Genomic DNA, 21,398 nt, shown 5'->3' on the forward strand with positions numbered 1-21,398 from the left:
TCAGCCCGCGCTGATGGACTTCCTGCACGCGTTATAGCCGTTTGGTTATGTGGCGTTCAAAGGCCACCAACCGGCCCTGGCAGCCGCATTCGGCGCTGAACGCCACATATCCACCGGCGCCACATTAAGCAGCGGCATCGTTGGTCACGCGCAATTCATGTTGCCGGGACACATTGAAACGGAAGATCGTGCGCACGGAACCCGGGACGGCGGCCGATTGGCGGTTGCGGCTCTGGGTAAACCGAGGGGGAAACGCATGATTGAACCATACAACGCCGTCGGGCTGATCCCGACCTTCTGGGGCATCCGCCGCCGGGCGGACATGGACAGGAACCTGGAACACCTGGAAAGCCTGACCAAGGCGGCGTTCTGGCTGTCCAACCTGGATATCCCGGTGCGCCTGGTCGCCATCCCCGAGGGAGCGCTGCAGGGCTTCAACGACGAGGTGCTGGACGCCGACCACGCGGACTTCGCGCGGGACTGCGCCATCGACATCCCCGGGCCGGAGACCGATCGGCTGGGGCGGCTGGCGCGGCAGTGGGGCGTGTTCATCATGGCGCAGGCCAAGGCGCGGCATGAGGACTGGCCGGACCGGTTCTTCAACGTGGGGTTTGTCATCGATCCGGACGGGGCCGTGATCCTGAAGCACTACAAGGTCTCGGCGCTGCTGCCGTGCGAGCGGTCGGTGTCGCCGCACGACGTGTTCGACTGGTGGGTGGCGAAGTACGGGCGGACGCTGCAGGCGTTCTGGCCGGTGGTGGACACCGCGATCGGGCGCCTGGGGATCATGATGGCGATGGAGGGCAGCTATCCCGAGAACGGGCGGGGGCTGGCGCTGAACGGGGCAGAGGTAGTATACCGGGCCTCGCTGCCGGCGCCGTTCACCGAGAACGATTTCTTCGAGATAACGAACCGGGCGCGGGCGCTGGAGAACAATTTCTACGTCGTGGCGCCGAATATCGGCGGCTACCACCTGTACCCGGACAGCGAGACGCCGATCGATGCCGGGGGCGGGCAGTCGATGATCGTGGATTACCGCGGGGGGATCGTGGGGAAGCAGCGGGATACGAATGGATCGACGTTCGTGTCCGGGGTGGTGAACATCGAGGCGCTGCGGCACCATCGGCAGAGCGCGCAGGTGACCAACTGGGTGAAGGACATCCGGGCGGAGACGGCGCAGATCATTTATGAGCAGGCGATTTATCCGAAGAATTTGTATGCGGAGAGGGTTCCGGGGCGGCACGCGGATTACAAGCGGGAGGTGATTGATCGGCAGGTCCGGTTGATGCAGGAGCGGGGGGTCTGGAAGGGGCCGGCGGGCACGGGTTGACGGAAGCCGGAGCGGCGCGTTCCGCCAGGTCTTTGTTGGCGAGTTGAATTCAAAACGATAATCTGCCCGGCTACAGCAGACCGCAGGTCGGTTGGGACGCACAGGTGGCCTGTCCTCATCGTCATGGCCCGGCTTGTCCGGGCCACCTATTCCAGCACGTCTGCCGCGACAGGTGGCCCGGACGAGCCGGGCCATGACGATGCGGGTGCGCCGTCGCCCTGTCCCAACCGACCTGCGGTCTGCTGTAGGCAAAGCTTCCGCGCCCGGTCCGACTGCGATTTGATCGTTGCAGTCCCCGCATCTGATACAGCCCAGCGGAAGCTTCCTGGCGTCCTGTCTTCCACCGGGGCAACTGTAGCGGCGATGCGCCGGCTATCGCCCGACTGCGTGTGGAACGACGATTTGCCATAAGTGCATAGCGCGCGGCCGGACGTTGGGCTTTCCTAATCATATGCACTGCTGTCCGGTTCGCTGATCTTGGATCTTCGATAACTGGCGGATAGCGTTTGCTTTTTTGGCCCGAATCGGTGGTATCGATTTGAGTTTTGTGCGGCCTTCTCCGGCGCTGAACCGGGGACGAACGGGCCATGAACACCGGCAAGACACTGTTCGCGCAATTGATGGATTTCCTGCCGTGGAGCACGTTTGCACGGATCGTCAGCCGTTATGACGGCGACCGCGCGGCGCGTGTGTTACCTTGCACCGAGCAGTTCAGGGCGATGGCCTTTGCGCAGTTGACCTATCGGGAAAGCCTGCGTGACATTGAAGCCTGCTTGTCGGCCCAGGCGCACAAGCTCTACCACATCGGTTTCCGCCAACCGGTTCACCGCTCGACGCTTGCGGATGCGAACGAGATACGCGACTGGCGGATGTATGCCGACTTCGCCCACCGGCTGATTGCCCAGGCGCGGCGCCTGTATGCGGGCGACAGCCTCGGCGTTGACCTCAAGGAAGCGGTTTATGCGTTGGACTCGACCACGATTGACCTCTGCCTGTCGGTCTTCCCCTGGGCGCATTTCCGAACGAGCAAGGCGGCGGTGAAGATGCACACGCGGCTCGATCTGCGTGGCAACAGTCCCAGTTTCATCCATGTTTCCAATGGCAAGATGCACGATGTCCGGGTGCTCGACAGGCTGGTGCCGGAGGCTGGTGCGATCTATGTCATGGACCGCGCCTATGTCGATTTTGCCCGGCTCCATGCGTTGCACCAGGCCGGTGCGTTCTTCGTCACGCGTGCCAAGTCCAACCTCCGGGCGCACCGGGTGTACTCGGCACCGGCCGATCGGGACGCGGGGATTATCGCCGACCAGACGATCGCGCTGGATGGCGCCCGCACCCGGCACGAGTGTCCCATCCACCTCCGCCGTATCCGCTTCAAGGATCCGGAAACGGGCAAGACACTGGTGTTTCTGACCAACCAGACGAGCTTGCCGGCGGCGACCGTGTGCGACCTCTACAAGGCTCGTTGGCAAGTTGATCTATTCTTCAAGTGGATCAAGCAGCACCTGCGGATCAAGCGCTTCTATGGCACCTCGGAAAACGCCGTGAAGACGCAGATCTGGATCGCCGTGTCGGTCTACGTGCTCGTGGCCATTGTGCGCAAACGGCTGAACCTGGAGCCCTCGCTCTACACAATGTTGCAGGTGGTTTCGGTGTCAGTATTCGAAAAGCTACCGATCCAATCTGCGTTTTTGCCTGGCGCCTGCGGTTTCGATGCCGCTATGGAAAATAACCAATTGAATCTATTCACAGATTGACCGGACAGCAGTGATATGGTTATAATAGGGCTCCTCCGCATGGGCGCGGCTGAGAGAGACAAGGCCGGGACCGTGGCCTCTCCGTCATGGCCACCAAAACCCGCGCCGGCAGCCTCACGGCAGCGGCCTGGACTCCCCCGCCGCGGCGCCCAGGCGGATCAGGTCCGCCGTCCGGCCGACGCCGAGCTTGGCCTTGATCTGCGTGCACGCATTGGCCACCGTCTTGTAGCCCAGCCCCAGCGCCGCGGCGATCTCGTGCAGCGAGCGGCCGGCGCCGAGCAGCCGCACGATCTCCAGGTCGCGCTCGGTCAGCCGGTTCGCCGGGTCGGGCGCCGCCGCGGTCTGCAACGCCACCGCCTGCGCGATCTCGGCCTCGATGTAGCGGCCGCCCTCGGCCACCACCCGCAGCGCCTTCAGCAACTCGGCCGGCGCGGCGTTCTTGCTCATGTAGCCGCAGGCGCCGGCCTGGATGGCGCGGGCGGCAAAACTTGCCTGCAGATGCATGCTGAGCACCAGGACCCGGGCCGGCGGGTGCTCGCGCAGGATGCGCCGCAGCAACTCGAACCCGCCCAGTCCCGGCAGGTTGAGGTCCAGCACCACAAGGTCCGGCCGCTCGTCCTGGACCAGGGCCAGCGCATCCCGGCCGGTGGCGGCTTCGGCAATCCGCCACTGCGGCTGTCCGCCCAGCAGGCGCCGCAGGCCGCTGCGCACGATGGCATGGTCATCGACCAGCAGCACCTTCATGCCGGCACCTCGCACGGCAGCCGCGCCGTCACCGCCAGGCCGCGGCCACCGAGCCGCGGCGCCACCGCCAGCGTGCCGGCCTGGGCCCGCACACGCTCCTGCATGCCGACCAGGCCGAAGCCCGGGGTCAGGCCGCCGGCGCCCGGGCCGGCGCCGTCGTCGTCAACCCGCACGACAATGTCCCTCCGGTCGCGGAACACGCGGACCGCCACCTGCGTCGGCGCGCCGTGGCGGACGGCGTTGAGGACGCTCTCCTGCACCACCCGGCATACGGTTGCGCGCACGGCTTCATCCAGCGCCGCATCCTCCGGCGCCACGTCCAGGGAAAACGCGATCCCGGGATGCCGGCCGCGCCAGAACGCGACGACGTTGCCGATCGCGTCCGCCAGGCCGACCGAGCCGGAGCCGAGCGGGCGCAGCCGCCCCAGGATGCCGCGGACCTGGCGCTGCATCGACGCGATCGACTCGCGGATCGCCTCGGCCCGTTCCGCCGCCTCGGCGGCCTGGCCGTCGGCCAGCAGCGCCGGGATGCCGGCGGCGTCGATCGCGGCGGCGAACAGCAGCGGTCCGATGTCGTCGTGCAGGTCGCGGGCGAGCTCGGCGCGCTCTTCCTCCTGCAACGTCAGCACCTGCTCGCGCAGCATGGCGTTCTGCGCCTCGGCCTGGCCGAGCTGCTCGGCCATGCGGTTGAAGCCGTTCGCCAGCCGGGCGAGCTCGGGCGGGCCGGCCACGTCCAGGCGGGCGGCGTAGTCGCCGGCGCCGATGCGTCCGAGCGCGGCGGACAGGCGCGTCAGCGGCGCCAGGGCGCGGCCGAGCGTCCACAGAATCAGCAGCACCGTCAGGCCGAAGAACACGGCCAGCATGCGCAGCGTGTCATTGGCCTGGCCCCACACCTCGCCGGTTTCGTTGGCCGCGTCGGTCGCCAGGGTCAAGGTGCCGCCGCTCTCCCAGCCCGGACTGGGCGGGACGGCCAGGATTGCCGGGGGCAGGGCGGGGTCGATCAGCCGGCGGAACCAAGCCGGCACCGGCTGGCCGGGCGGTTGCAGGTGGGAGGTGGCGATCATCGTGCCATTGGCGTCCGCCAGCACCGCCCGCATATGGCGGTTGCCGTCGAAGGTCGTCACCAGGTGGCGCAGCTCGCGCAGCTGTCCCGCTGCGCCGATGATTTCGCCGATGTTGTTGGCTGCCGACTGCCGGCCGGCGGCGATGGCCGCCTGCATCTCGGTCCGCACCGAGGCATCGGCGTGCCACCACGCCAGGGCGCAGCCCAGGCCGAGCGTAACCGCCAGCACGCCGCCGAGCCACAGGACCAACCGGACACGCAAGGCCATGCATTTCCCTCCCGGCGCATCGTAGCCGCAGACGGCCACAACGGGTTATTCAACCCTGCGCCAAATGCAGCGCGGGCCGGGGCCGCGGCGTCACCGGACCCCGCGGAAGCAGGATCTGCCCCGGACTATCCGGCGTCAGGGAGCCGGCGATCCCTGCGGGAACGGCATGGCTGCCGCATTGTTGCGCCAGATCAAAGCGGCACGCCCGGCTGGCGTGCTTGATAGCTTCGTCATTACCCGGAACTGTACCATGCGTTTCGTTTCTGCTTTGCTCACATTGGCTGTCGTCTCCTTACCGCTGGCCGCGCGCGCCGCGGACGTCGAGGCCGGGAAGGCGATTTTCAACCGGACCTGCACCAATTGCCACTCCACAGACATTGGTGTGAACAAGATCGGCCCCAGCCTGTACCACGTCGTCGGCCGCCCGTCGGCCGTCGTGCAGGACTACAATTACTCCGAGGCGATGAAGAACCTGCACTAGGTCTGGACGCCCGCGGCGCTGGACGCCTACCTGTCCAATCCCCGCAGCGAGATCCACGGCGTCAAGATGTATTTCAAGGGCCTGCCTGACGCGCAGGACCGGGCCAACGTCATCGCCTATCTGCAAAGCCTGCAGCAGTAACACCACGCCGGCGGCCCGGGCGTTTCCATCCTGCGCGGAAACGCCCGGGCGCATGTTTCGCCATGACGAGGAGGCAACAGCCAGCCCTATTTTAACGCCAATGAGGCCTGCGCCCGCCATGACGATGAAGGAGCGCCGTCCTCTCGTCTCAACCGACCTGCGGTCTGCTGTAAGCCGCTAAGAATGGGATGACCCCCACGCTCACGGGCAGTCTCCCGGTTCGCACAGAATGGCGCCGGCATGCAGGACCGGCCAAAGCGGACCGGCTCTATCCAGGCTCGGGTTCTAACCGCCGAAGTGCCGCTTCAGCCGCGCGATCGCCTCTTCCAGGATCTCCGGCCGCTTGCAGAACGCGAACCGGGCATAATGCCGCGGCGCGCCCGGCTCGTCATAGAACGCTGAGACCGGGATCGCCGTGACGCCCGCAGCCTCGGTGATGTGGCGGCAGAACACGACATCGTCGCCGTCGAAGCCGAGCGGCGCGAAATCGGTGGTGATGAAATACGTCCCCGCCGTCGGCAGCACCGAGAGCCCGACCTTGGCCAGACCGGCCGCCAGCTGGTCCCGCCGTGCCTGCAGACTGGTCGCGAGGGACGCGAAATAGGCATCGTCCCTGCTCAGCCCGGCCGCCACCGCCCGTTGCAGATTCGGCGCGGTGGTGAAGGTCAGGTTCTGGTGCGCCTTCTGCACCAGCGGCGTCAGCGCCGCCCCGGCCGTGACGTAGCCGACTTTCCATCCGGTCAATGAGAATGTCTTGCCGGCCGAGCCGATGCGCATCGTCCGCTCGCGCAGGCCCGGCAGGGTCATCAGCGGGATATGGCGGGCGCCGTCGAACACCAGGTGCTCATACACCTCGTCGCAGATCGCATAGCTGTCCCACTGCGCCACCAGCCCGGCGATGAACGCGAGCTCCTCCATGGTGAACACCTTGCCGCACGGGTTCATGGGGGAGTTGAACAGGATCGCCTTGGTCTTCGGCCCGAACGCCGCCGCCAACTGGTCGCGCGGCAGGTCCCAGTGCGGCGGGGTCAGCCGGACGATGCGCGGGATGGCCCCCAGCATGCGCACGACAGGCACATAGGTATCGTACAGCGGCTCGATCAGCACGACCTCGTCGCCCGGGTCGATCACCGCCATCAGGCAGGCGGTGATCGCCTCGGTGGCGCCGGAGGTGACGGTGACCTCTCTCGCCCAATCGACGTCCAGGCCGTAGAACCGGCGGTTGGCCGCGGCGACGGCTTGGCGCAGCTCCGGCAGGCCGGGCATCGGCGGATACTGGTTGCGGCCGTCCATCAGGGCATCGGCCGCCGCCTGCACGATATCCCGCGGCCCCTCGGTGTCCGGGAAGCCCTGGCCCAGGTTGATCGAGCGGTGCTCGACGGCGAGCGCCGACATCACCGTAAAGATGGTGGTGCCGATGGACCCCAGATAGCTGTTCGCGCCGCGCATCAGGTCACGCTCCGTTCTGACTGTCGCCTGTGACAAGAGGGATTACCGCCTGGAAATCGGCTTGGAAAGGTCATGAAGGGTTCGGACAGCGTATAGTTTTGCCACAGATTCTGCCCAAAAACCGGGCTGACTGCATCTGTTTCAGCCGCGCAAATAAGCGACATTCGGTCGGGTGTCGTACCGGCGTGTGCGGAAATGCCCCTCTGCGGGCCGCTTTGATCAAAATCCCCCTGGTCCTTGGAATTCCTGTTACGCTCGGTTAGACCGTGGGATACGTCGTTGCTGCTTGGCACGCCGCGTGCAAACCTAAGGCGCTGTTCATGCGGCTGACATCTGATAAGGCGACACGGGCAGTGTGAACATTGTGGGAGGCCCGGGCACACCGGGCTTGGGATACATGAAAAAGATCGAAGCAGTCATCAAGCCGTTCAAGCTCGATGAGGTGAAGGAAGCACTTCACGAGGTTGGCCTGCAAGGCATTACCGTGGTCGAAGCCAAGGGCTTCGGTCGGCAGAAGGGCCATACCGAGCTGTATCGCGGCGCCGAATACGTCGTCGATTTCCTGCCCAAGGTGAAGCTCGAGGTCATCTGCGAGGACAGCATCGTGGAACGCGCGGTGGAGGCAATCGTCAACGCCGCCCGCACCGGCCGTATCGGCGACGGCAAGATCTTCATCTCCTCGGTCGAGGAAGTGATCCGGATCCGCACCGGCGAACGTGGGGAGGACGCGATCTGACATCCGGCCTCCCCGGCTTCGCCGCCGCGCGCGACGACTGACGGGACGCGGCGAGCGGTTCCAGACACGGTACCTTCCACACCCGCTTCCGGTCCTCGGCGGAAACGACTACAGAGGGCCGCGTCATAGGGCGCCGCGTGGTGCGGCGCTTTGACCTGCCGTGCCCCGTCCCGCCCGATGGCGGGCGGCGCTCCACGGCGTCTTGTTTGGTAACGGGGATTACAGGATGGCGAAGAAGCCAATTGAAGGCGGAAGCGGCGACGTGAGCAAAGTGCTCAAGATGCTCAGCGACAATTCCGTGGAATACGTGGACCTGCGGTTCACCGACCCCCGCGGCAAGTGGCAGCACACCGCGCAGCACGTCTCGACCATGACCGAGGAAGCCTTTCGCGAAGGCATCATGTTCGACGGCTCGTCGATCGCCGGCTGGAAGGCGATCAACGAAAGCGACATGATCCTGATGCCGGACCCGGACACCGCGGTGATGGACCCATTCGCGGCCAAGCCGAGCCTGATCGTGTTCTGCGACATCGTCGAGCCGTCCACCGGCCAGTACTACACGCGCGACCCGCGGGCCACCGCCAAGCTGTGCGCCGAGTATGTCAAGTCGAGCGGCATCGGCGACACCGTGTACGTCGGCCCGGAAGCTGAGTTCTTCATCTTCGACAGCGTCAAGTTCGGCACTGGCGGCAACTACGCCACCCACCAGGTTGACAGCGTCGAAGGTCCCGGTTCCTCGATGAAGGACTATCCGGAAGGCAACATGGGCCACCGTCCGGCGGTGAAGGGCGGCTACTTCCCGGTCCCGCCGGTCGACGGCGACAGCGACCTGCGCGCCGAGATGCTGTCCACCATGGGCGAGATGGGCCTGGTCATTGAGAAGCACCACCACGAAGTGGCGCAGTCGCAGCACGAGCTTGGCAACAAGTTCGGCCCGCTGGTGACGATGGCCGACCAGATGCAGATCTACAAGTATGTGGTGCATAACGTCGCGCACAGCTACGGCAAGACGGCAACGTTCATGCCGAAGCCGATCTATGGCGACAACGGCTCGGGCATGCACACCCACCTGTCGATCTGGAAGGACGGCAAGCCGCTGTTCGCCGGCAATGGCTACGCCGACCTGTCGGACACCTGCCTGTATGCCATCGGCGGCATCATCAAGCATGCCAAGGCGTGCAATGCGTTCACCAACCCCGCGACCAACAGCTACAAGCGGCTGATCCCGGGGTTCGAGGCGCCGGTGCTGCTGGCCTACTCCGCCCGCAACCGTTCGGCTTCCTGCCGTATCCCCTACACCACCAACCCGAAGGCCAAGCGCGTCGAAGTGCGCTTCCCCGATCCGGCCGCGAACCCGTACCTGGCGTTCTCGGCGCTGACCATGGCGGCGCTGGACGGGATCAAGAACAAGATCCATCCGGGCGACCCGATGGACAAGGACCTGTACGACCTGCCGCCGGAAGAGCTGAAGGGCATCCCGACGGTGTGCGGCAGCCTGCGCGAGGCGCTGGGCGCGCTGGCCGCAGACTACGAGTTCCTGCTGGAAGGCGGCGTGTTCAGCAAGGACCAGATCGAGAGCTACATCGAGCTGAAGTGGAATGAGGTGTATCGTTTCGAGCATACCCCGCACCCGGTTGAGTTCGAGATGTACTACTCGGTCTGATCTGCGGACCGTCAAGTAACGAACCCCGCCGTGATGAACGGCGGGGTTTTTATTGCGACGGAAGGGAAGCGGCGGGCACAGGCTGCGTTGGCGTTGAAATAGCGGGGCAGCGGCACGGTTTTTGCTATTCCGTCATTGTCCGGCGTGTCCGGGTCACCTATTCCGGTACGTGTGCCGCGACAGGTGACCCGGACACGCCGGGCCATAGCGATGGAGGGCGCCGTCGCCCTGTCTCAACCGGTCTGCTGTGGCGCCATTGAGGAGCAGGCCGCCCGAATCCCTGCTCTGCGGACTCTGCGCTCCGCTCGGCGAACTCTGCGTTTCAACGCGGTGGCCGGGGCGCCACCGGCGTTTCGGGTTGGGCGACTCACCGGCAGCGCCGCTCTTTGCTGCGTCACCGCATTTTTACAACGCAGAGATCGCCGAGCGGAGCGCAGAGCTCGCAGAGAAGTCTTTGGTGCGACCTGCGGTCGCGGTGGGTTGGGGCGATGACCGTGCCAAGTCGCCGCTTCCGGCCAGCATGACGCAATTCCAGCCGACAGGGGCCGCATCGATGTGGTCCGGCGCCGGTTGCTGTATCCTCATGGCCCGGATACGCCCGTCCATAATGACGTAGCAACGATTGTATTGCCAGGACGCGATTCCAACGCCAGACGGGGACACGCTCTTCCATGACGGGATGACAACAGGCCCGTCGTCCTATCCCCTGCAACCCGGCCCGCCACGGTCCACGCTTTCACCTTGGCTTCGTCAGAAAGACGCCGATGTCGCGCAGGCCCCCGGCCATCCGTCACCGGCGGCGCAAAGCCGATTCGGCGGTCAGGACATGCGTGGAGGACAGGGGTCCCAGCGGATCCGTGAGGAACACTGCCATTCTGCCCGTACCTGCCTGCGGTCTGCTGTAACGGCCATCGCCCAAGACCGCCGGACCTACGACGATCGGGCAAAATTTGTTTCTGGTGCGCGGTGACTGGGGCAGGACAAGGCAAATGCCGCTAAATTGTGCAAAGTTTCCAGACACAACGGCCCGCGCGGCCTGAATCCGGCGCTTTGATTGCGCCCGGGCACTTGGCACGATTGTTGATTCTCCCTGCGTCACGTCTGTGACCGTTGCTCATCGTAGCGGCGCGGCGCAACGGCGAGACAGGATTGCAAGAATGCATGCCTACCCCAGCAACACCATGAGACCGAAGGACCGGGCGCGATGAAACTCATCATGGCCATTATCAAGCCCTTCAAGCTTGACGACGTCCGGGAGGCCTTGACGCCGCTCGGCGTGCAGGGCCTGACCGTGTCGGAAGTAAAAGGCTTTGGCCGCCAGAAAGGCCAGACGGAAATCTATCGTGGCGCCGAGTACCACGTCAGCTTCCTGCCCAAGATCAAGATCGAGGTCGTCGTGCCATCCGATCTGGCTGATCAGGTCATCGAAGCAATCACCAAGGCCGCGCATACCGGCAAAATCGGCGACGGCAAGATCTTTGTTCTCGATATCGAACGAGCCATGCGCATCCGCACCGGTGAAGTCGATGGCGAAGCACTCTGACCAGGAAGCATAGGGAACACAGGACTATGAAGAAGCCCCTCAATCTGTGGGGACTGAGCGTGCTGCTGCCCGCTCTGTTGCTCGCGCTACCGGCTTTCGCCGACAATGCCGCCGCGCCAGCCGCCGCCGCGGCCGCAGCGGCGGTTGCCGCCCCGCCCAAGCTCGACTCCGGCGACACCGCGTGGATGCTGGCCAGCACGGCGCTGGTGCTGATGATGACCGTCCCGGGACTGGCTCTTTTCTACGCCGGCATGGTGCGGAAAAAGAACGTCCTCGCGACCATGATGCAGTCGTTCGTGATCTGCTGCATCGTTACGCTGGCCTGGACCGTTGTCGGCTACAGCATCGCGTTCACCACCGGCAACGAATACATGGGTGACTTCTCGCGCGTGCTGCTGAACGGCATCGCCGGTCACATCGTCAAGGGCAACGACACCCAGGCGTTCGTGCTGGCCTCGGGCATCCCGGGCGTCTCGGACATGGCGACGACGATCCCCGAGACCGTCTACATGATGTTCCAGATGACCTTCGCGATCATCACCCCGGCGCTGATCGCCGGCGCGTTCGCTGATCGCATGAAGTTCTCCGCCCTGTGCATCTTCATGACGCTGTGGACGATCCTGGTGTACTCGCCGATTGCGCACTGGGTGTGGGCGCCGTCCGGCTGGGCCAACCAGATGGGCGTGCTCGACTTCGCCGGCGGCACGGTCGTGCACATCAACGCCGGTATCGCCGGCCTGATGTGCGCCCTGGTGCTGGGCAAGCGCGTCGGCTACGGCAGCGACAACATGGCGCCGTACAACCTGTCGCTCGCGGTCATCGGCGCCTCCCTGCTGTGGGTGGGCTGGTTCGGCTTCAACGCCGGCTCCGCGGTGGCCGCCAACGGCCGTGCGGGCATGGCGATGGCGGTGACGCAGATCGCCACGGCGGCGGCGGCGCTGGGCTGGATGTTCGCCGAGTGGATCACCAAGGGCAAGCCGTCCGTCCTGGGCGCGATCTCGGGCGCGGTGGCCGGCCTGGTCGCCATCACCCCGGCCTCGGGCTTCGTGCTGCCGGGCGGGGCGATCGTCATCGGCGTCGCGGCGGGCGTGGTATGCTTCTGGGCGGCGACCTGGCTCAAGCACCTGCTGGGCTACGACGACAGCCTGGATGCCTTCGGCGTGCACGGCGTGGGCGGCATCGTCGGCGCGCTGCTGACCGGCGTGTTCTCCTACGGCCCGCTGTCGGCCACCGACGCGAGCCCGGACGGCAGCCCCGGTAGCCTGGCGCAGCTGAAGATCCAGGCCATCGGCGTCGTCTCGACACTAGTCTATAGCGGCGTGGTGACGCTGATCATCCTGATGATAACGAAAGCGTTGGTCGGCCTGCGTGTGACCAGCGAGGAAGAGCGCGAAGGCCTGGATATCGTTCTCCACGGCGAGCAGATCTTCTAAGCTACTGTATAGTACAGGCGTCCCACCCCAGTGGGGCGCCTTTTTTACAATAGTGTTGCAGGATAGACACCTTTTTTGCAACGGAATGTCCTTAAGAGACAGCAGGACATAGCGGGACCGCCCGCCCAGAGGATGGAAAGCAACAGATGATACGCATGAGACTGTGGCAGAGCACATGCCTCGCCGCGACCGCAACGATATTGGCTGCCGCGACGGCGTCCGCGCAGACCACGACAACGCCGACCACGACAACGCCGACCACGACCGCCCCGTCCGCAACGACGCAGGCCGAAACGACGCCGGCCGCAGCGGCGCCTGAGGCCGTACCGCCCGGATACTGGATCGACGGGATCCATCTGTCGGCGCAGTTGGACGCGGGCGTGATCTTCAATCCGTTCCGGCCAAGCACCGGGCTGAACTGGGGGCAGCTGTTCACCGACCATGCCAACCAGGTGCAGATGAACCAGTTGCTGCTGACCGCGAACAAGCCGCTGGACCCGAAGAACCCGGACATCCAGTGGGGCTTCAAGCTGCAGTTCATGTACGGCTCGGACGCACGCTATACGCAGTTCCTGGGCGAGCTGAACCGGGTCGATCCGAACGCGCGCTACCAGCTTGACGTCGTCGAGGCGAATGTCCTGGCGCACCTGCCGTTCGTGACCGCAGGCGGCATCGACATCAAGGCCGGCCAGTATCCGACGCCGATTGGCTATGAGGTGATCGATCCGTCGCTCAACCCGTTCTATTCGCACTCCTACATCTTCCAGTTCGGCCTGCCGTTCAAGCACACCGGCGTGCTGACGACGGCGCACCTGACGCCGATGGTGGATTTCTACGCGGGCCTTGACACCGGCACCAACACGACGTTCGGCCCGCTGGGCGAGAACAACAGCGCCATTGGCGGCATTTTCGGCTTCGGGCTGAACAACCTGATGGGTGGCAACCTGACGATCCTGGGGCTGACCCACCTGGGTCCGGAGCAGGCGACCCGGGTGCTGTCGCCACTAGGCTTCAACGCCGACGGACAGTATCGCGCGTATAACGACATCGTCGTTACCTATAAGGCCAGTGACGCCCTGACGCTGACGACCGAATTGGACTGGGTCCGTGACGCTTACGGCTTCGATAATAAGCCGGTGAACGCGTTTGGCGTAGCGCAGTACGGTTCTTACACGTTAAGCGACACGGTAACCCTGAATGCCAGAGCCGAAGTCTTCCGGGACGACAACAACTTCTTCGTTGCCTCGTTCCCCGGCAACAGCAATTACATCATGGCCCAGCAAGGGCTGCCGACCACCGTGTATTACGCGCCGCCGGCTGGCACCGCGCCGCCGGGTGGCAGTTCGACCTATGGTGCCCTGACCCTTGGCGTGACCTACAAGCCTGCGGTCCCGGCGCCGGTCACTGGCCTGTTGCTGCGGCCGGAAGTGCGGTGGGATCACGCCTTCACCTCGAACAACCCGTACAACCAGAACCCACCGGCCTACACCAAGGGCACTGCCAATAACTTCACCTTTGGCGGCGACGTCGTGCTGACGTTCTGAAAACACTGCGGACCAGGGATATCGCTCCCAGGTCCGTTACTCGACCGTCCTGGGCATTGTCCACGCGCCCGCCGCCTGGACAATGCCCTTTTGTTTCTCAACCCATGCGTATCGCTCGCCGGCAATCCTGCGCCGAAGCAGCGAACGCCGCCCTACAGCGTCAGCCCACCGTCGACCGTCACCGTCTGGCCCGTCACCATTGCCGCACCGAAGCCCAGAAACAGGATCACCTCGGCCAGGTCCTCCGGCTGGCAGCGGCGCTTCAGCAGTGCGCGGTCGATCGACTGCTGGCGTTCCTCGTCGGTCCATTCCACCATCCACGAACTGTCCACCGCACCCGGGGCGATCGCGTTCACCCGCACCTCGGGCGCCAGCGCCCGCGCCAGGTTCTGCGTCAGGCTGACCACGCCCGCCTTGGTCGCGCTGTAGGCCAGGCTGCTGCCGGCCCGCCCCAGCCCGGCGATCGAGGCGGTGTTGACGATCGCGCCCCCCGCCGCCTTCAAAGCCGGCGCCGCGGCCTTGGCGCAGCGGAACACGCCCAGAAGGTTCACTTCCAGCAGCAGCGACCACAGGTCCTCGGTGATCAGGTCGAGCTGTGGCGGCGCGATCCGGTGCCGCGTGCCCGGCGTGCCGGCGTTGTTGACCAGCAGATCCAGCCGTCCCAGATCAGCCACCGCCTTTTGCACCATCGCTTCGGCGGCGCCGGCCTCGCCGACACTGCCGGGGGCCGCGATCGCCCTGGCCCCCGTAGCGGCCAGCGTCTCCACCGCCTCCGGCCCGCGCGGATCGTCCGCCAGGAAATTCACCGCCACCGTGGCCCCGAAGCCCGCCAGCATCTTCGCGGTGGCGAAGCCGATGCCGGAGGCGCCGCCGGTCACCAGGGCGGTCTTGCCGGTCAAATCGTAGCGGATCATGTCCCCTCCATCGGGCCGATGGCCCGCAATGCCTGTTTCAGCGCCAGCAGCTTGCGGTCGCGCTCGCGGAACAGGTCCTCCGGCGAGCGGTCGCCCCAGTCGAAGTAGCCCTTCCCGGCCATCACGCCGGTGCGGCCCTCGGCGATCAGCTTGTCCAGCGTCTCGCTCTCGCCGCGCGGCTCGGGCGGGGTGTAGCTGCGGTTCTTCAATCCCTGCTGCATCAGCAGCAGCCCGGTGAAGTCGGCCTTGGCCATGATCCCCAGGATCGGGATGCGCAGCGCCAGGCCGTGCAGCACCGAGTCGTCGATGTCCTTCGCCGTCACCAGCCCTTCGTCCAGCAGCCGGTACACCTCCAGCTGCATTGCCGCCTGCAGCCGGTTGGCGACGTAGCCCTGCACCATCTGCCGGAACACCACCGGCGCCTTGCCCATCGCCTTCACCATGTCGCGCACGGTCTCGAGCATGCCCGGCTTGGTGCGCGGGCCGGGACAGAGGTCCACCAGGTCGCACAGGTAGGGCGGCGTGTACCAGTGGGCGATGATGGTGCGCTCCTGCAGCGCCTCCGGCACCAGCGGGAAGATGTCCAGGTTCGAGGTGTTGCTGGCCAGGATGGCATCCGGCGCCATCAGCGGCTGAAGCTGCTCGTACACCGAGCGCTTCACATCCGGCCGCTCCACCACCGCCTCGATCACCAGCGCGGCGTCCTTCACCGTCTCTTCCAGCGACGGCAGGCAGCGCACCGCGGCGGACAGTTTCTGGCGGTTCCAGCTGGCGTCCACTTCCCCGGCCTCGGCCAGGGTGGCGAGCGCGGTGGCCATCAGGTCCGGCGCCCGCGCCAGGGTCTCCGGATTGTTGTCGGTCAGGCGGACCTGGTGCCCGCCCAGCGCGAAGACCAAAGCCAGCGCGTGGCCCATCAGGCCCGCGCCGACAACCGCGACCTCCGTCATTATGCGCCCTCCGGCAGCCAGGGAACTGGAGCCAGGCGGTCGATGTCGGTCGCGACATCCACCACCACGGTTTCATCCGACGCCAGCGCATCGCGCAGCGCCGCGCCAAGCTGCGACGGGTCCTCCACCCGGATGCCGCGCAGCCCGAACACCTTCGCCACATCAGCAAAGTTGGTCGGTCCGAAACGCACCAGTTCGGCCGCATCGCCCGGCCGGTTGCCCTGCTGCCGCTTCAGGCTCGGCCAGCTCTGCCCGAAGCCGGAGTTGTTGTTGACCACCAGCACGGCGGCGATGCCGCGGCGGCGGGCGGTCTCCAGCTCCGTCAGGTGGTAGTACAGCGCGCCGTCGCCGGACCAGCAGATCACCTTCCGCCGCGGCGCCGCGCATTTCGCCCCCAGCGCCGCGGGAAACGCCCAGCCCAGCGAGCCGGCGGCGCGCAGATAGGTCTGTCCCTCGCCGTTCAGCTCCACCAGCGTGCTGCTCCAGATGCCGGAGTAGCCAGTGTCGGCGACCAGGATGCCGTCGCGCGGCAGCGCCCGGGTGATCTCGTCGCACAGCCGATCGGGCCAGATGGGCGTGGCATTGCTGGCCAGGGCCGAGGCCATGCCCTCCCGCCATGCCGCCACGATCCCCGCCGCCCGGTCGGCATAGGCGGTGTCGCGCACCGGGCGGCCCAGCGCCGTGATCAGCGCCGCCAGCGTCGCCTTCGGATCGCCCACCACGCCCAGCGTGTCCGGGTAGGACCGGCCGATTTCCGCCGGGTCCAGCTCGATCTGCACGCAGGGCGTAGGCAGCGCCGGGATGCGCCAAGTGTGGGTGACCTGGTCCCCGGTGTCGCAGCCGACGAACACCACCAGCTCCGCCTCGTGCACGATCTGGTTCGCCGGCGGCGCCGCATAGCTGCCGGCGCAGCCGATGGACAGGCGATGCCGCGTCGGCACCAGCCCGCGCCCGCCCAGCGACGTGGCAATCGGCGCCGCCAGCAGTTCCGCCAGCGCCAGCAGCATGGGATCGGCGCCCGAGGCCGTCGCGCCCTCGCCGGCGACGATCACTACCCGGCGCGCCGCCAGGATGCGCCGGGCCGCGCGCTCGATCTCGCCGGAGGCGGCCACCGGCCGGTGCGGCGGCAGGGTCAGCTGGAACGCCGGGTCGACGCCCGGCGCCTCGTTCACCAGGCCGGTGTCGATGACCTCGGCCTGCAATCCGTTCAGGTCCAGGTGCGCCGGGCGCGGCGTGCCGGTCATCGCCTCCCGCCAGGCCAGGCGCATCAGCCGCGGCAGGTCCGCCGCCTGGTCCACCCGGGTAGAGAGCTTCGTCACCGGCGCGAACAGCGGCGCGTGCGCGATCTCCTGATAGGCATTGCGGTGCTGCATCGACGGCGGCTTGTGCCCGGTCATCGCGATCACCGGCGAGCGGGCCAGGTAGGCATCCTGCAATCCGGACGCCAGGTTCGCCGCGCCGACGGACTGGGCGAAGCAGATGCCCGGCCGTCCGGCGATCCGGGCATAGCCGTCGGCCATGTAGGCAGCGGCCTTCTCGCTGTGCGCCAGGATGCGCTGGACGCCGAGCGTGCCCAGCTCGATCAGGGTGCGGCGCAGGATCGCGTCGATGAAGAAGACATGGGTCGTGCCGTTCGCGGCCAGGCTGCGCGCCAGGAACTCCGGGCCGGTGACCGGCTCGGTCTGTGTCATGGACGGTTTCCTTTCTTGGACACCGGGAGCTTAGAGCAACGCCGTACGGTGTAAAATCCGCGGCGGGTCCCAAGGTTGCCGGTTTGACGGCCCGGCAACGACTCTGGAGGCTACACAGGGATTGAATGGTTTCACTCAACGTGATATATGTCACGCATCATGACCACCCAGGGACAGTTTCGTGCCGCCAGGTCGCTTCTGCATCTTGACCAGGCCGAGCTTGCACGCCGCGCCGAGGTATCGCTCGCGACCATCCGGCGTATCGAGACGCCGGACGGCGAACCGCGCGTGGCACCGGCGACCGTGGACACAGTCCGTCGTGTGCTGGAAGAGGCCGGCGCGGAGTTCATTCCGCACGGCGTCCGGCGCCGGACCGAGGGGTCCGCACAGGAGGTATTGCTTCGCGACCTTCAGGCCATCAGCCAGCGCAGCGCCGCCCGGCTGAAGGGGCAAGCCGTCATGACCGAAGCGGATCTGTATAACGAGGACGGCCTGCCGGCGTGATCGTCGCCGACACGTCCGCCCTGATCGCGATCCTGCGGCGCGAGCCGGAGGCCGATGATTTCCTGCGGATTATTGTCCGCTCCGGTTCCTGCCTTGTCCTGTCGGTCAGCGTCATGGAAGCATCCATGGTCCTGGCGGGACGGGACGGTGACGACACATCCTGGCTGGGACTGGATCAGTTGATCGCCCGCGCCGGCATCGACGTGGTGGCGCAGGATCGGCTGCTCACCGGGATCGCCCGGGATGCCTTCCTGCGCTTCGGCAAAGGACGGCACCCGGCCGGGCTCAACATGGGCGACTGCGCGTCTTATGCGCTGGCACAGTCACGCGGGCTGCCGCTTCTGTTCAAAGGCAACGACTTCAGCAAGACCGACGTAGTGGCCGCCGCATAGAGTGCTTCTTTCGGCTGGGAACGCTCAGCCAGGGTAGGACCCCCGCCGGAGTTTCCGCCACCATTCCCCCCGTCCTTGCGGATCTCGGCAGGCCGAAAGGCAAGGGCGTTCCGCCCCGGTCCAACAGGGTCGCCGATGGGGCGTGCATGGGCGGCAAGCGGCACACCTGTCCCGGGCGGGTCGAAGACGGCGGCGGAGCCTGGATCGCCTGTCGATCTTCAACACGGAGGACGACGGAGGATCATCAAGGGCCACGAAAGGTGTGAACGAGTCCGGCAATGAAGCAGCGCAGGCCGTGTTTCCGGCACGTTGCAGGGGCGGACTCAAGCAGGCAAGGGCTTATGGTATGATGCGCCGCAGTCGCTCGCACAATCATGCGGCTGGTCAGGCCCCGATAGGCCGGCAAGGCCCGGTCTTCGTGGCCCTTCGTAGTCCTTCGTCTTCCTCCGTGGTAAGAATCACGGCAGGATGAACAAGTATGGACGATCCTGGCACCATCCACCACGATCCCAGGCCCCCGGCGTCAGCGCGCCCCCGCATCGCTGTCGGGCATCATCCACAGCACGTAGGCGCCGCCGCCCATCGGCACCAGCACCGATTTGTCGATGTCGTCCATGAAGGTCAGCTCGTCCAGCATCTCCTCCAGCTGGTAGTCGCCATAGGCGTCCGGGTCCACATCCGGCCGGTAGTCGACCGACAGGGTGCGCGGGTTGATCCGCATCGCCAGGATCCGGTGCGGCGCCTGGCCGATGACCGCCGCGCCACCCAGCAGGATCGCGGGATCCTCGGGCGGGCCTTGCTCCACCAGCGCGGCGGGCCATTGCGGCGCGGGGAGGTTTACGGGCATGGCATGGTCTCCCTTGGCGGTCGCAACAAGGTCAGCCGGGGTATATCTGCACGCTGCGGGCAACAGTATCCGCAACATGCTCTTTGGTGACAACGCCAAGGACGCGGTCGGTTCCGTTTTCGCTGCCAACGACGATCGCCATGGTGGCGCCACGGTCCCAGATCGTCCGGATCACGTCGAACGCCACCTCGTGCTCCCGCACAATCACGAAGCCCGGCTGCACCAGGTCGCCCAGCCGCACGTCCTCGGCCACGGCGCCCAGCGTGCGGCGAAGGTCGGTGTTCACCCGCAGGGCGCCGATGACGCCACCGTCCCGGGTGACGACGACGTGCCGTAGGCCGCCCTGCGCCGCGGCGAGCCGCAGGAAGGTGGCGAACGGCGTCGTCTCGTCCAGCACCACCACGTCGCTTTCCATGATCTCGGCGGCACTGCGCACCAGGAACATGTTGGCGTGCAGCGCCTTGGGGATCGGATGGCCGCGCCGCGCCAGCTTCATGGTGTAGATGTTCTCGACCGTCAGCATCCGCCGCACGCCCAGCGCCAGCGCCACCGCCAGGATCATCGGCAGCACGATGTCGTAGTCGCGCGTCATCTCGAAGATCATCGTCACCGCGGTCATCGCCGCGCCGGTGCCGCTGCCTACCATCGCACCCATGCCGACCATGGCGAAGGCCGGGGGGCTGAGCGGTATCCCGGGGAAAATCGCCTGGATGCCGGCCGCGAAGGCGGACCCCAGCGCCGCGCCCATGAACAGCGAAGGCGAGAAGATCCCGCCCGACGAGCCGGAGCCCAGGCTGATCGTCGTCGCCAGCAGCTTGCAGACGAACAGGATCAGCAGGAACCAGGCGACGGTGAGATGGTTGTACAGGATCGCCTGGATCGTGGCGTAGCCGACGCCCTCGACATAGTAGTGCCCGCCCATAACCCAGAGCGTGTAGATCATGAGGCCGACCAGCATCATGCCCAGGATGTGGCGGACATAGCGGCCGGGTATTAGGTCGAAGCCGTCCTCCAGCCAGTGCAGGACGCGGACGAACGCCGCGGCAGCTACCCCGGTGATCACGCCCAGGACGGCGTACAGCGCCAGGATCGCCACCGTGCTGATGTCGTTCGGCAGCGGCACCAGGTTGGCCGGCACGTTGAACGCCGGCTGGCTGCCGAAGAACAGGCGCCCGATGAAGGTCGCCGTGCCGGTCGCCACCGCCACCGGCAGAAAGGTGTTGACGCTGATCTCCGGCAGCATCAGTTCGGTGGCGAACAGCACGCCGCCGATGGGCGTGTTGAACGTCGCCGCGATGCCCGCCCCCGCGCCAGCCGCCACCAGGGTGATGCGCTGGCCCGGCCGCATGTGGATGATCTGCCCCAGCGTCGAGCCGAGCGCGGAGCCGATCTGGATGATCGGCCCCTCGCGCCCGACCGCGGCGCCGGTGCCGATGGCCAGGGCGGAGGCGATGGATTTCACCACCGCCACCACCGGCCGGATGATGCCTCGCTGATAGTAGATCGCGTCCATCACCTCGGGCACGCCGTGCCCCTTGGCCTCCGGCGCGAAGTTGGAGACGATCCAGGTGACGCCGATGCCGCCGATGACCGGCACCAGGATGATTGCCGGCCCCCAGGGATTGGTTGGCGTGAAAAGGCTGGAGTCGTAGGCGAACGAGAAATGGCGCAGGAAGAACAGGTTGTGGATCAGGCCGATCAGGTCGCGGAACACGACGGCGCCGAAACCGGTGACGATGCCGACGACCAGCGCCAGCAGCGACAGCGGCAGCAGGCGCAATCGGTGAGCCGTTTCTTCTATCGGCGCGGGCGGTGCCGGCGGCGCCTTGATCGAGTTGGCAACCGCCGGCGCCTGGTCAGGAGCCGGAGCAAATTCTTCGCTGACCATCTGGATGGGCTCCCGGTGCAGGCATGAAAACGGTCCGGACCGATCAGGTTGCTCCGATCCCCG

At 66.3% G+C, this 21,398-nt stretch carries 18 protein-coding genes; 10 read left to right on the forward strand and 8 right to left on the reverse strand.

Going from position 1 to position 21,398, the window contains the following annotated elements; genetic code table 11:
- The first annotated feature begins 256 nt into the window (after window positions 1–256).
- Window positions 257–1,330, forward strand: a complete 1,074-nt coding sequence (locus CCS01_RS23800) for a nitrilase-related carbon-nitrogen hydrolase (protein WP_104521256.1) — start codon at window positions 257–259, stop codon at window positions 1,328–1,330.
- Window positions 1,331–1,917: 587 nt separating this feature from the next.
- The gene (locus tag CCS01_RS23805; RefSeq protein WP_104521257.1) at window positions 1,918–3,087 is read left to right on the forward strand and encodes an IS4 family transposase; all 1,170 of its coding nucleotides are present in this window, start codon (window positions 1,918–1,920) and stop codon (window positions 3,085–3,087) included.
- A 114-nt stretch (window positions 3,088–3,201) separates the two neighbouring features.
- Here the strand turns inward: CCS01_RS23805 and CCS01_RS23810 are convergent, their stop codons facing one another.
- Both CCS01_RS23810 and CCS01_RS23815 read right to left on the reverse strand, forming a co-directional pair.
- Complete coding sequence (locus CCS01_RS23810; protein ID WP_104521258.1) at window positions 3,202–3,831, reverse strand: response regulator; 630 nt, start codon at window positions 3,829–3,831, stop codon at window positions 3,202–3,204.
- Window positions 3,828–5,162 carry a HAMP domain-containing protein gene (locus tag CCS01_RS23815; RefSeq protein WP_104521259.1) on the reverse strand — a complete coding sequence of 445 codons (1,335 nt, stop codon included), beginning with the start codon at window positions 5,160–5,162 and terminating at the stop codon, window positions 3,828–3,830. Before CCS01_RS23815 ends, CCS01_RS23810 begins: the two co-directional genes overlap by 4 nt.
- Window positions 5,163–5,328: 166 nt before the next feature.
- Here CCS01_RS23815 and CCS01_RS34805 point away from each other — a divergent pair, with 166 nt between their 5' ends.
- Window positions 5,329–5,643, forward strand: coding sequence for a c-type cytochrome (locus CCS01_RS34805; protein ID WP_204848412.1), 315 nt, complete (start codon window positions 5,329–5,331; stop codon window positions 5,641–5,643).
- 426 nt (window positions 5,644–6,069) lie between these two features.
- Here CCS01_RS34805 and CCS01_RS23825 read toward each other — a convergent pair whose 3' ends face one another.
- The gene (locus CCS01_RS23825) at window positions 6,070–7,233 is read right to left on the reverse strand and encodes an aminotransferase (protein ID WP_104521260.1); all 1,164 of its coding nucleotides are present in this window, start codon (window positions 7,231–7,233) and stop codon (window positions 6,070–6,072) included.
- A gap of 397 nt (window positions 7,234–7,630) precedes the next feature.
- Here CCS01_RS23825 and CCS01_RS23830 point away from each other — a divergent pair, with 397 nt between their 5' ends.
- The 5 genes from CCS01_RS23830 to CCS01_RS23850 all read left to right on the forward strand — a co-directional run bounded on the left by CCS01_RS23830 (window position 7,631) and on the right by CCS01_RS23850 (window position 14,152).
- Window positions 7,631–7,969, forward strand: a complete 339-nt coding sequence (locus tag CCS01_RS23830) for a P-II family nitrogen regulator (RefSeq protein WP_104521261.1) — start codon at window positions 7,631–7,633, stop codon at window positions 7,967–7,969.
- A gap of 280 nt (window positions 7,970–8,249) precedes the next feature.
- A complete protein-coding gene (glnA, locus tag CCS01_RS23835; RefSeq protein WP_408887506.1) occupies window positions 8,250–9,632 on the forward strand; it encodes a type I glutamate--ammonia ligase in 1,383 nt (460 codons plus the stop codon).
- A gap of 1,204 nt (window positions 9,633–10,836) precedes the next feature.
- Window positions 10,837–11,175, forward strand: a complete 339-nt coding sequence (locus tag CCS01_RS23840; protein WP_104521263.1) for a P-II family nitrogen regulator — start codon at window positions 10,837–10,839, stop codon at window positions 11,173–11,175.
- 26 nt (window positions 11,176–11,201) lie between these two features.
- The gene (locus CCS01_RS23845) at window positions 11,202–12,608 is read left to right on the forward strand and encodes an ammonium transporter (RefSeq protein WP_104521264.1); all 1,407 of its coding nucleotides are present in this window, start codon (window positions 11,202–11,204) and stop codon (window positions 12,606–12,608) included.
- 146 nt (window positions 12,609–12,754) lie between these two features.
- Window positions 12,755–14,152 (forward strand): outer membrane beta-barrel protein, encoded by a 1,398-nt coding sequence (locus CCS01_RS23850; RefSeq protein WP_104521265.1) that lies wholly within the window; start codon window positions 12,755–12,757, stop codon window positions 14,150–14,152.
- Between the two features lie 152 nt (window positions 14,153–14,304).
- Here CCS01_RS23850 and CCS01_RS23855 read toward each other — a convergent pair whose 3' ends face one another.
- The 3 genes from CCS01_RS23855 to CCS01_RS23865 are packed head-to-tail and all read right to left on the reverse strand — an operon-like array spanning window position 14,305 to window position 17,704.
- Complete coding sequence (locus CCS01_RS23855) at window positions 14,305–15,066, reverse strand: SDR family NAD(P)-dependent oxidoreductase (RefSeq protein WP_104521266.1); 762 nt, start codon at window positions 15,064–15,066, stop codon at window positions 14,305–14,307.
- Complete coding sequence (locus tag CCS01_RS23860; protein WP_104521267.1) at window positions 15,063–16,013, reverse strand: 3-hydroxyacyl-CoA dehydrogenase family protein; 951 nt, start codon at window positions 16,011–16,013, stop codon at window positions 15,063–15,065. Before CCS01_RS23860 ends, CCS01_RS23855 begins: the two co-directional genes overlap by 4 nt.
- Window positions 16,013–17,704, reverse strand: coding sequence for a thiamine pyrophosphate-binding protein (locus tag CCS01_RS23865; RefSeq protein ID WP_104521268.1), 1,692 nt, complete (start codon window positions 17,702–17,704; stop codon window positions 16,013–16,015). Before CCS01_RS23865 ends, CCS01_RS23860 begins: the two co-directional genes overlap by 1 nt.
- A gap of 159 nt (window positions 17,705–17,863) precedes the next feature.
- On the opposite strand from CCS01_RS23865, the gene CCS01_RS23870 reads away from it, so the two are divergent.
- Together CCS01_RS23870 and CCS01_RS23875 are read left to right on the forward strand one after the other, a co-directional pair.
- The gene (locus tag CCS01_RS23870) at window positions 17,864–18,208 is read left to right on the forward strand and encodes a helix-turn-helix domain-containing protein (protein WP_104521310.1); all 345 of its coding nucleotides are present in this window, start codon (window positions 17,864–17,866) and stop codon (window positions 18,206–18,208) included.
- Window positions 18,205–18,600: a type II toxin-antitoxin system VapC family toxin gene (locus CCS01_RS23875; protein WP_104521269.1), complete on the forward strand. Its 396-nt coding sequence runs from the start codon at window positions 18,205–18,207 to the stop codon at window positions 18,598–18,600. The genes CCS01_RS23870 and CCS01_RS23875 overlap by 4 nt, the downstream gene beginning before the upstream one ends.
- Before the next feature lie 523 nt (window positions 18,601–19,123).
- Here CCS01_RS23875 and CCS01_RS23880 read toward each other — a convergent pair.
- Together CCS01_RS23880 and CCS01_RS23885 are read right to left on the reverse strand one after the other, a co-directional pair.
- A complete protein-coding gene (locus tag CCS01_RS23880; protein WP_104521270.1) occupies window positions 19,124–19,447 on the reverse strand; it encodes a hypothetical protein in 324 nt (107 codons plus the stop codon).
- A 31-nt stretch (window positions 19,448–19,478) separates the two neighbouring features.
- Window positions 19,479–21,335 (reverse strand): chloride channel protein, encoded by a 1,857-nt coding sequence (locus CCS01_RS23885; RefSeq protein WP_104521271.1) that lies wholly within the window; start codon window positions 21,333–21,335, stop codon window positions 19,479–19,481.
- Window positions 21,336–21,398 lie beyond the last annotated feature (63 nt).

It is taken from the genome of Rhodopila globiformis, from assembly GCF_002937115.1.
In the GTDB taxonomy this organism is placed as follows: Bacteria; Pseudomonadota; Alphaproteobacteria; order Acetobacterales; family Acetobacteraceae; genus Rhodopila; species Rhodopila globiformis.

Excerpts from the sequence above, each read along its gene's own strand:
- CCS01_RS34805 (WP_204848412.1), top strand. The coding sequence starts at position 5,329 with ATGGCTGCCGCATTGTTGCGCCAGATCAAAGCGGCACGCCCGGCTGGC.
- CCS01_RS23850 (WP_104521265.1), top strand. The coding sequence starts at position 12,755 with ATGATACGCATGAGACTGTGGCAGAGCACATGCCTCGCCGCGACCGCA.
- CCS01_RS23805 (WP_104521257.1), top strand. The coding sequence starts at position 1,918 with ATGAACACCGGCAAGACACTGTTCGCGCAATTGATGGATTTCCTGCCG.
- glnA (WP_408887506.1), top strand. The coding sequence starts at position 8,250 with ATGCTCAGCGACAATTCCGTGGAATACGTGGACCTGCGGTTCACCGAC.
- CCS01_RS23830 (WP_104521261.1), top strand. The coding sequence starts at position 7,631 with ATGAAAAAGATCGAAGCAGTCATCAAGCCGTTCAAGCTCGATGAGGTG.
- CCS01_RS23880 (WP_104521270.1), bottom strand. The coding sequence starts at position 19,447 with ATGCCCGTAAACCTCCCCGCGCCGCAATGGCCCGCCGCGCTGGTGGAG.
- CCS01_RS23840 (WP_104521263.1), top strand. The coding sequence starts at position 10,837 with ATGAAACTCATCATGGCCATTATCAAGCCCTTCAAGCTTGACGACGTC.
- CCS01_RS23855 (WP_104521266.1), bottom strand. The coding sequence starts at position 15,066 with ATGATCCGCTACGATTTGACCGGCAAGACCGCCCTGGTGACCGGCGGC.
- CCS01_RS23845 (WP_104521264.1), top strand. The coding sequence starts at position 11,202 with ATGAAGAAGCCCCTCAATCTGTGGGGACTGAGCGTGCTGCTGCCCGCT.
- CCS01_RS23815 (WP_104521259.1), bottom strand. The coding sequence starts at position 5,162 with ATGGCCTTGCGTGTCCGGTTGGTCCTGTGGCTCGGCGGCGTGCTGGCG.
- CCS01_RS23825 (WP_104521260.1), bottom strand. The coding sequence starts at position 7,233 with ATGCGCGGCGCGAACAGCTATCTGGGGTCCATCGGCACCACCATCTTT.
- CCS01_RS23870 (WP_104521310.1), top strand. The coding sequence starts at position 17,864 with ATGACCACCCAGGGACAGTTTCGTGCCGCCAGGTCGCTTCTGCATCTT.
- CCS01_RS23885 (WP_104521271.1), bottom strand. The coding sequence starts at position 21,335 with ATGGTCAGCGAAGAATTTGCTCCGGCTCCTGACCAGGCGCCGGCGGTT.
- CCS01_RS23810 (WP_104521258.1), bottom strand. The coding sequence starts at position 3,831 with ATGAAGGTGCTGCTGGTCGATGACCATGCCATCGTGCGCAGCGGCCTG.
- CCS01_RS23800 (WP_104521256.1), top strand. The coding sequence starts at position 257 with ATGATTGAACCATACAACGCCGTCGGGCTGATCCCGACCTTCTGGGGC.
- CCS01_RS23860 (WP_104521267.1), bottom strand. The coding sequence starts at position 16,013 with ATGACGGAGGTCGCGGTTGTCGGCGCGGGCCTGATGGGCCACGCGCTG.
- CCS01_RS23865 (WP_104521268.1), bottom strand. The coding sequence starts at position 17,704 with ATGACACAGACCGAGCCGGTCACCGGCCCGGAGTTCCTGGCGCGCAGC.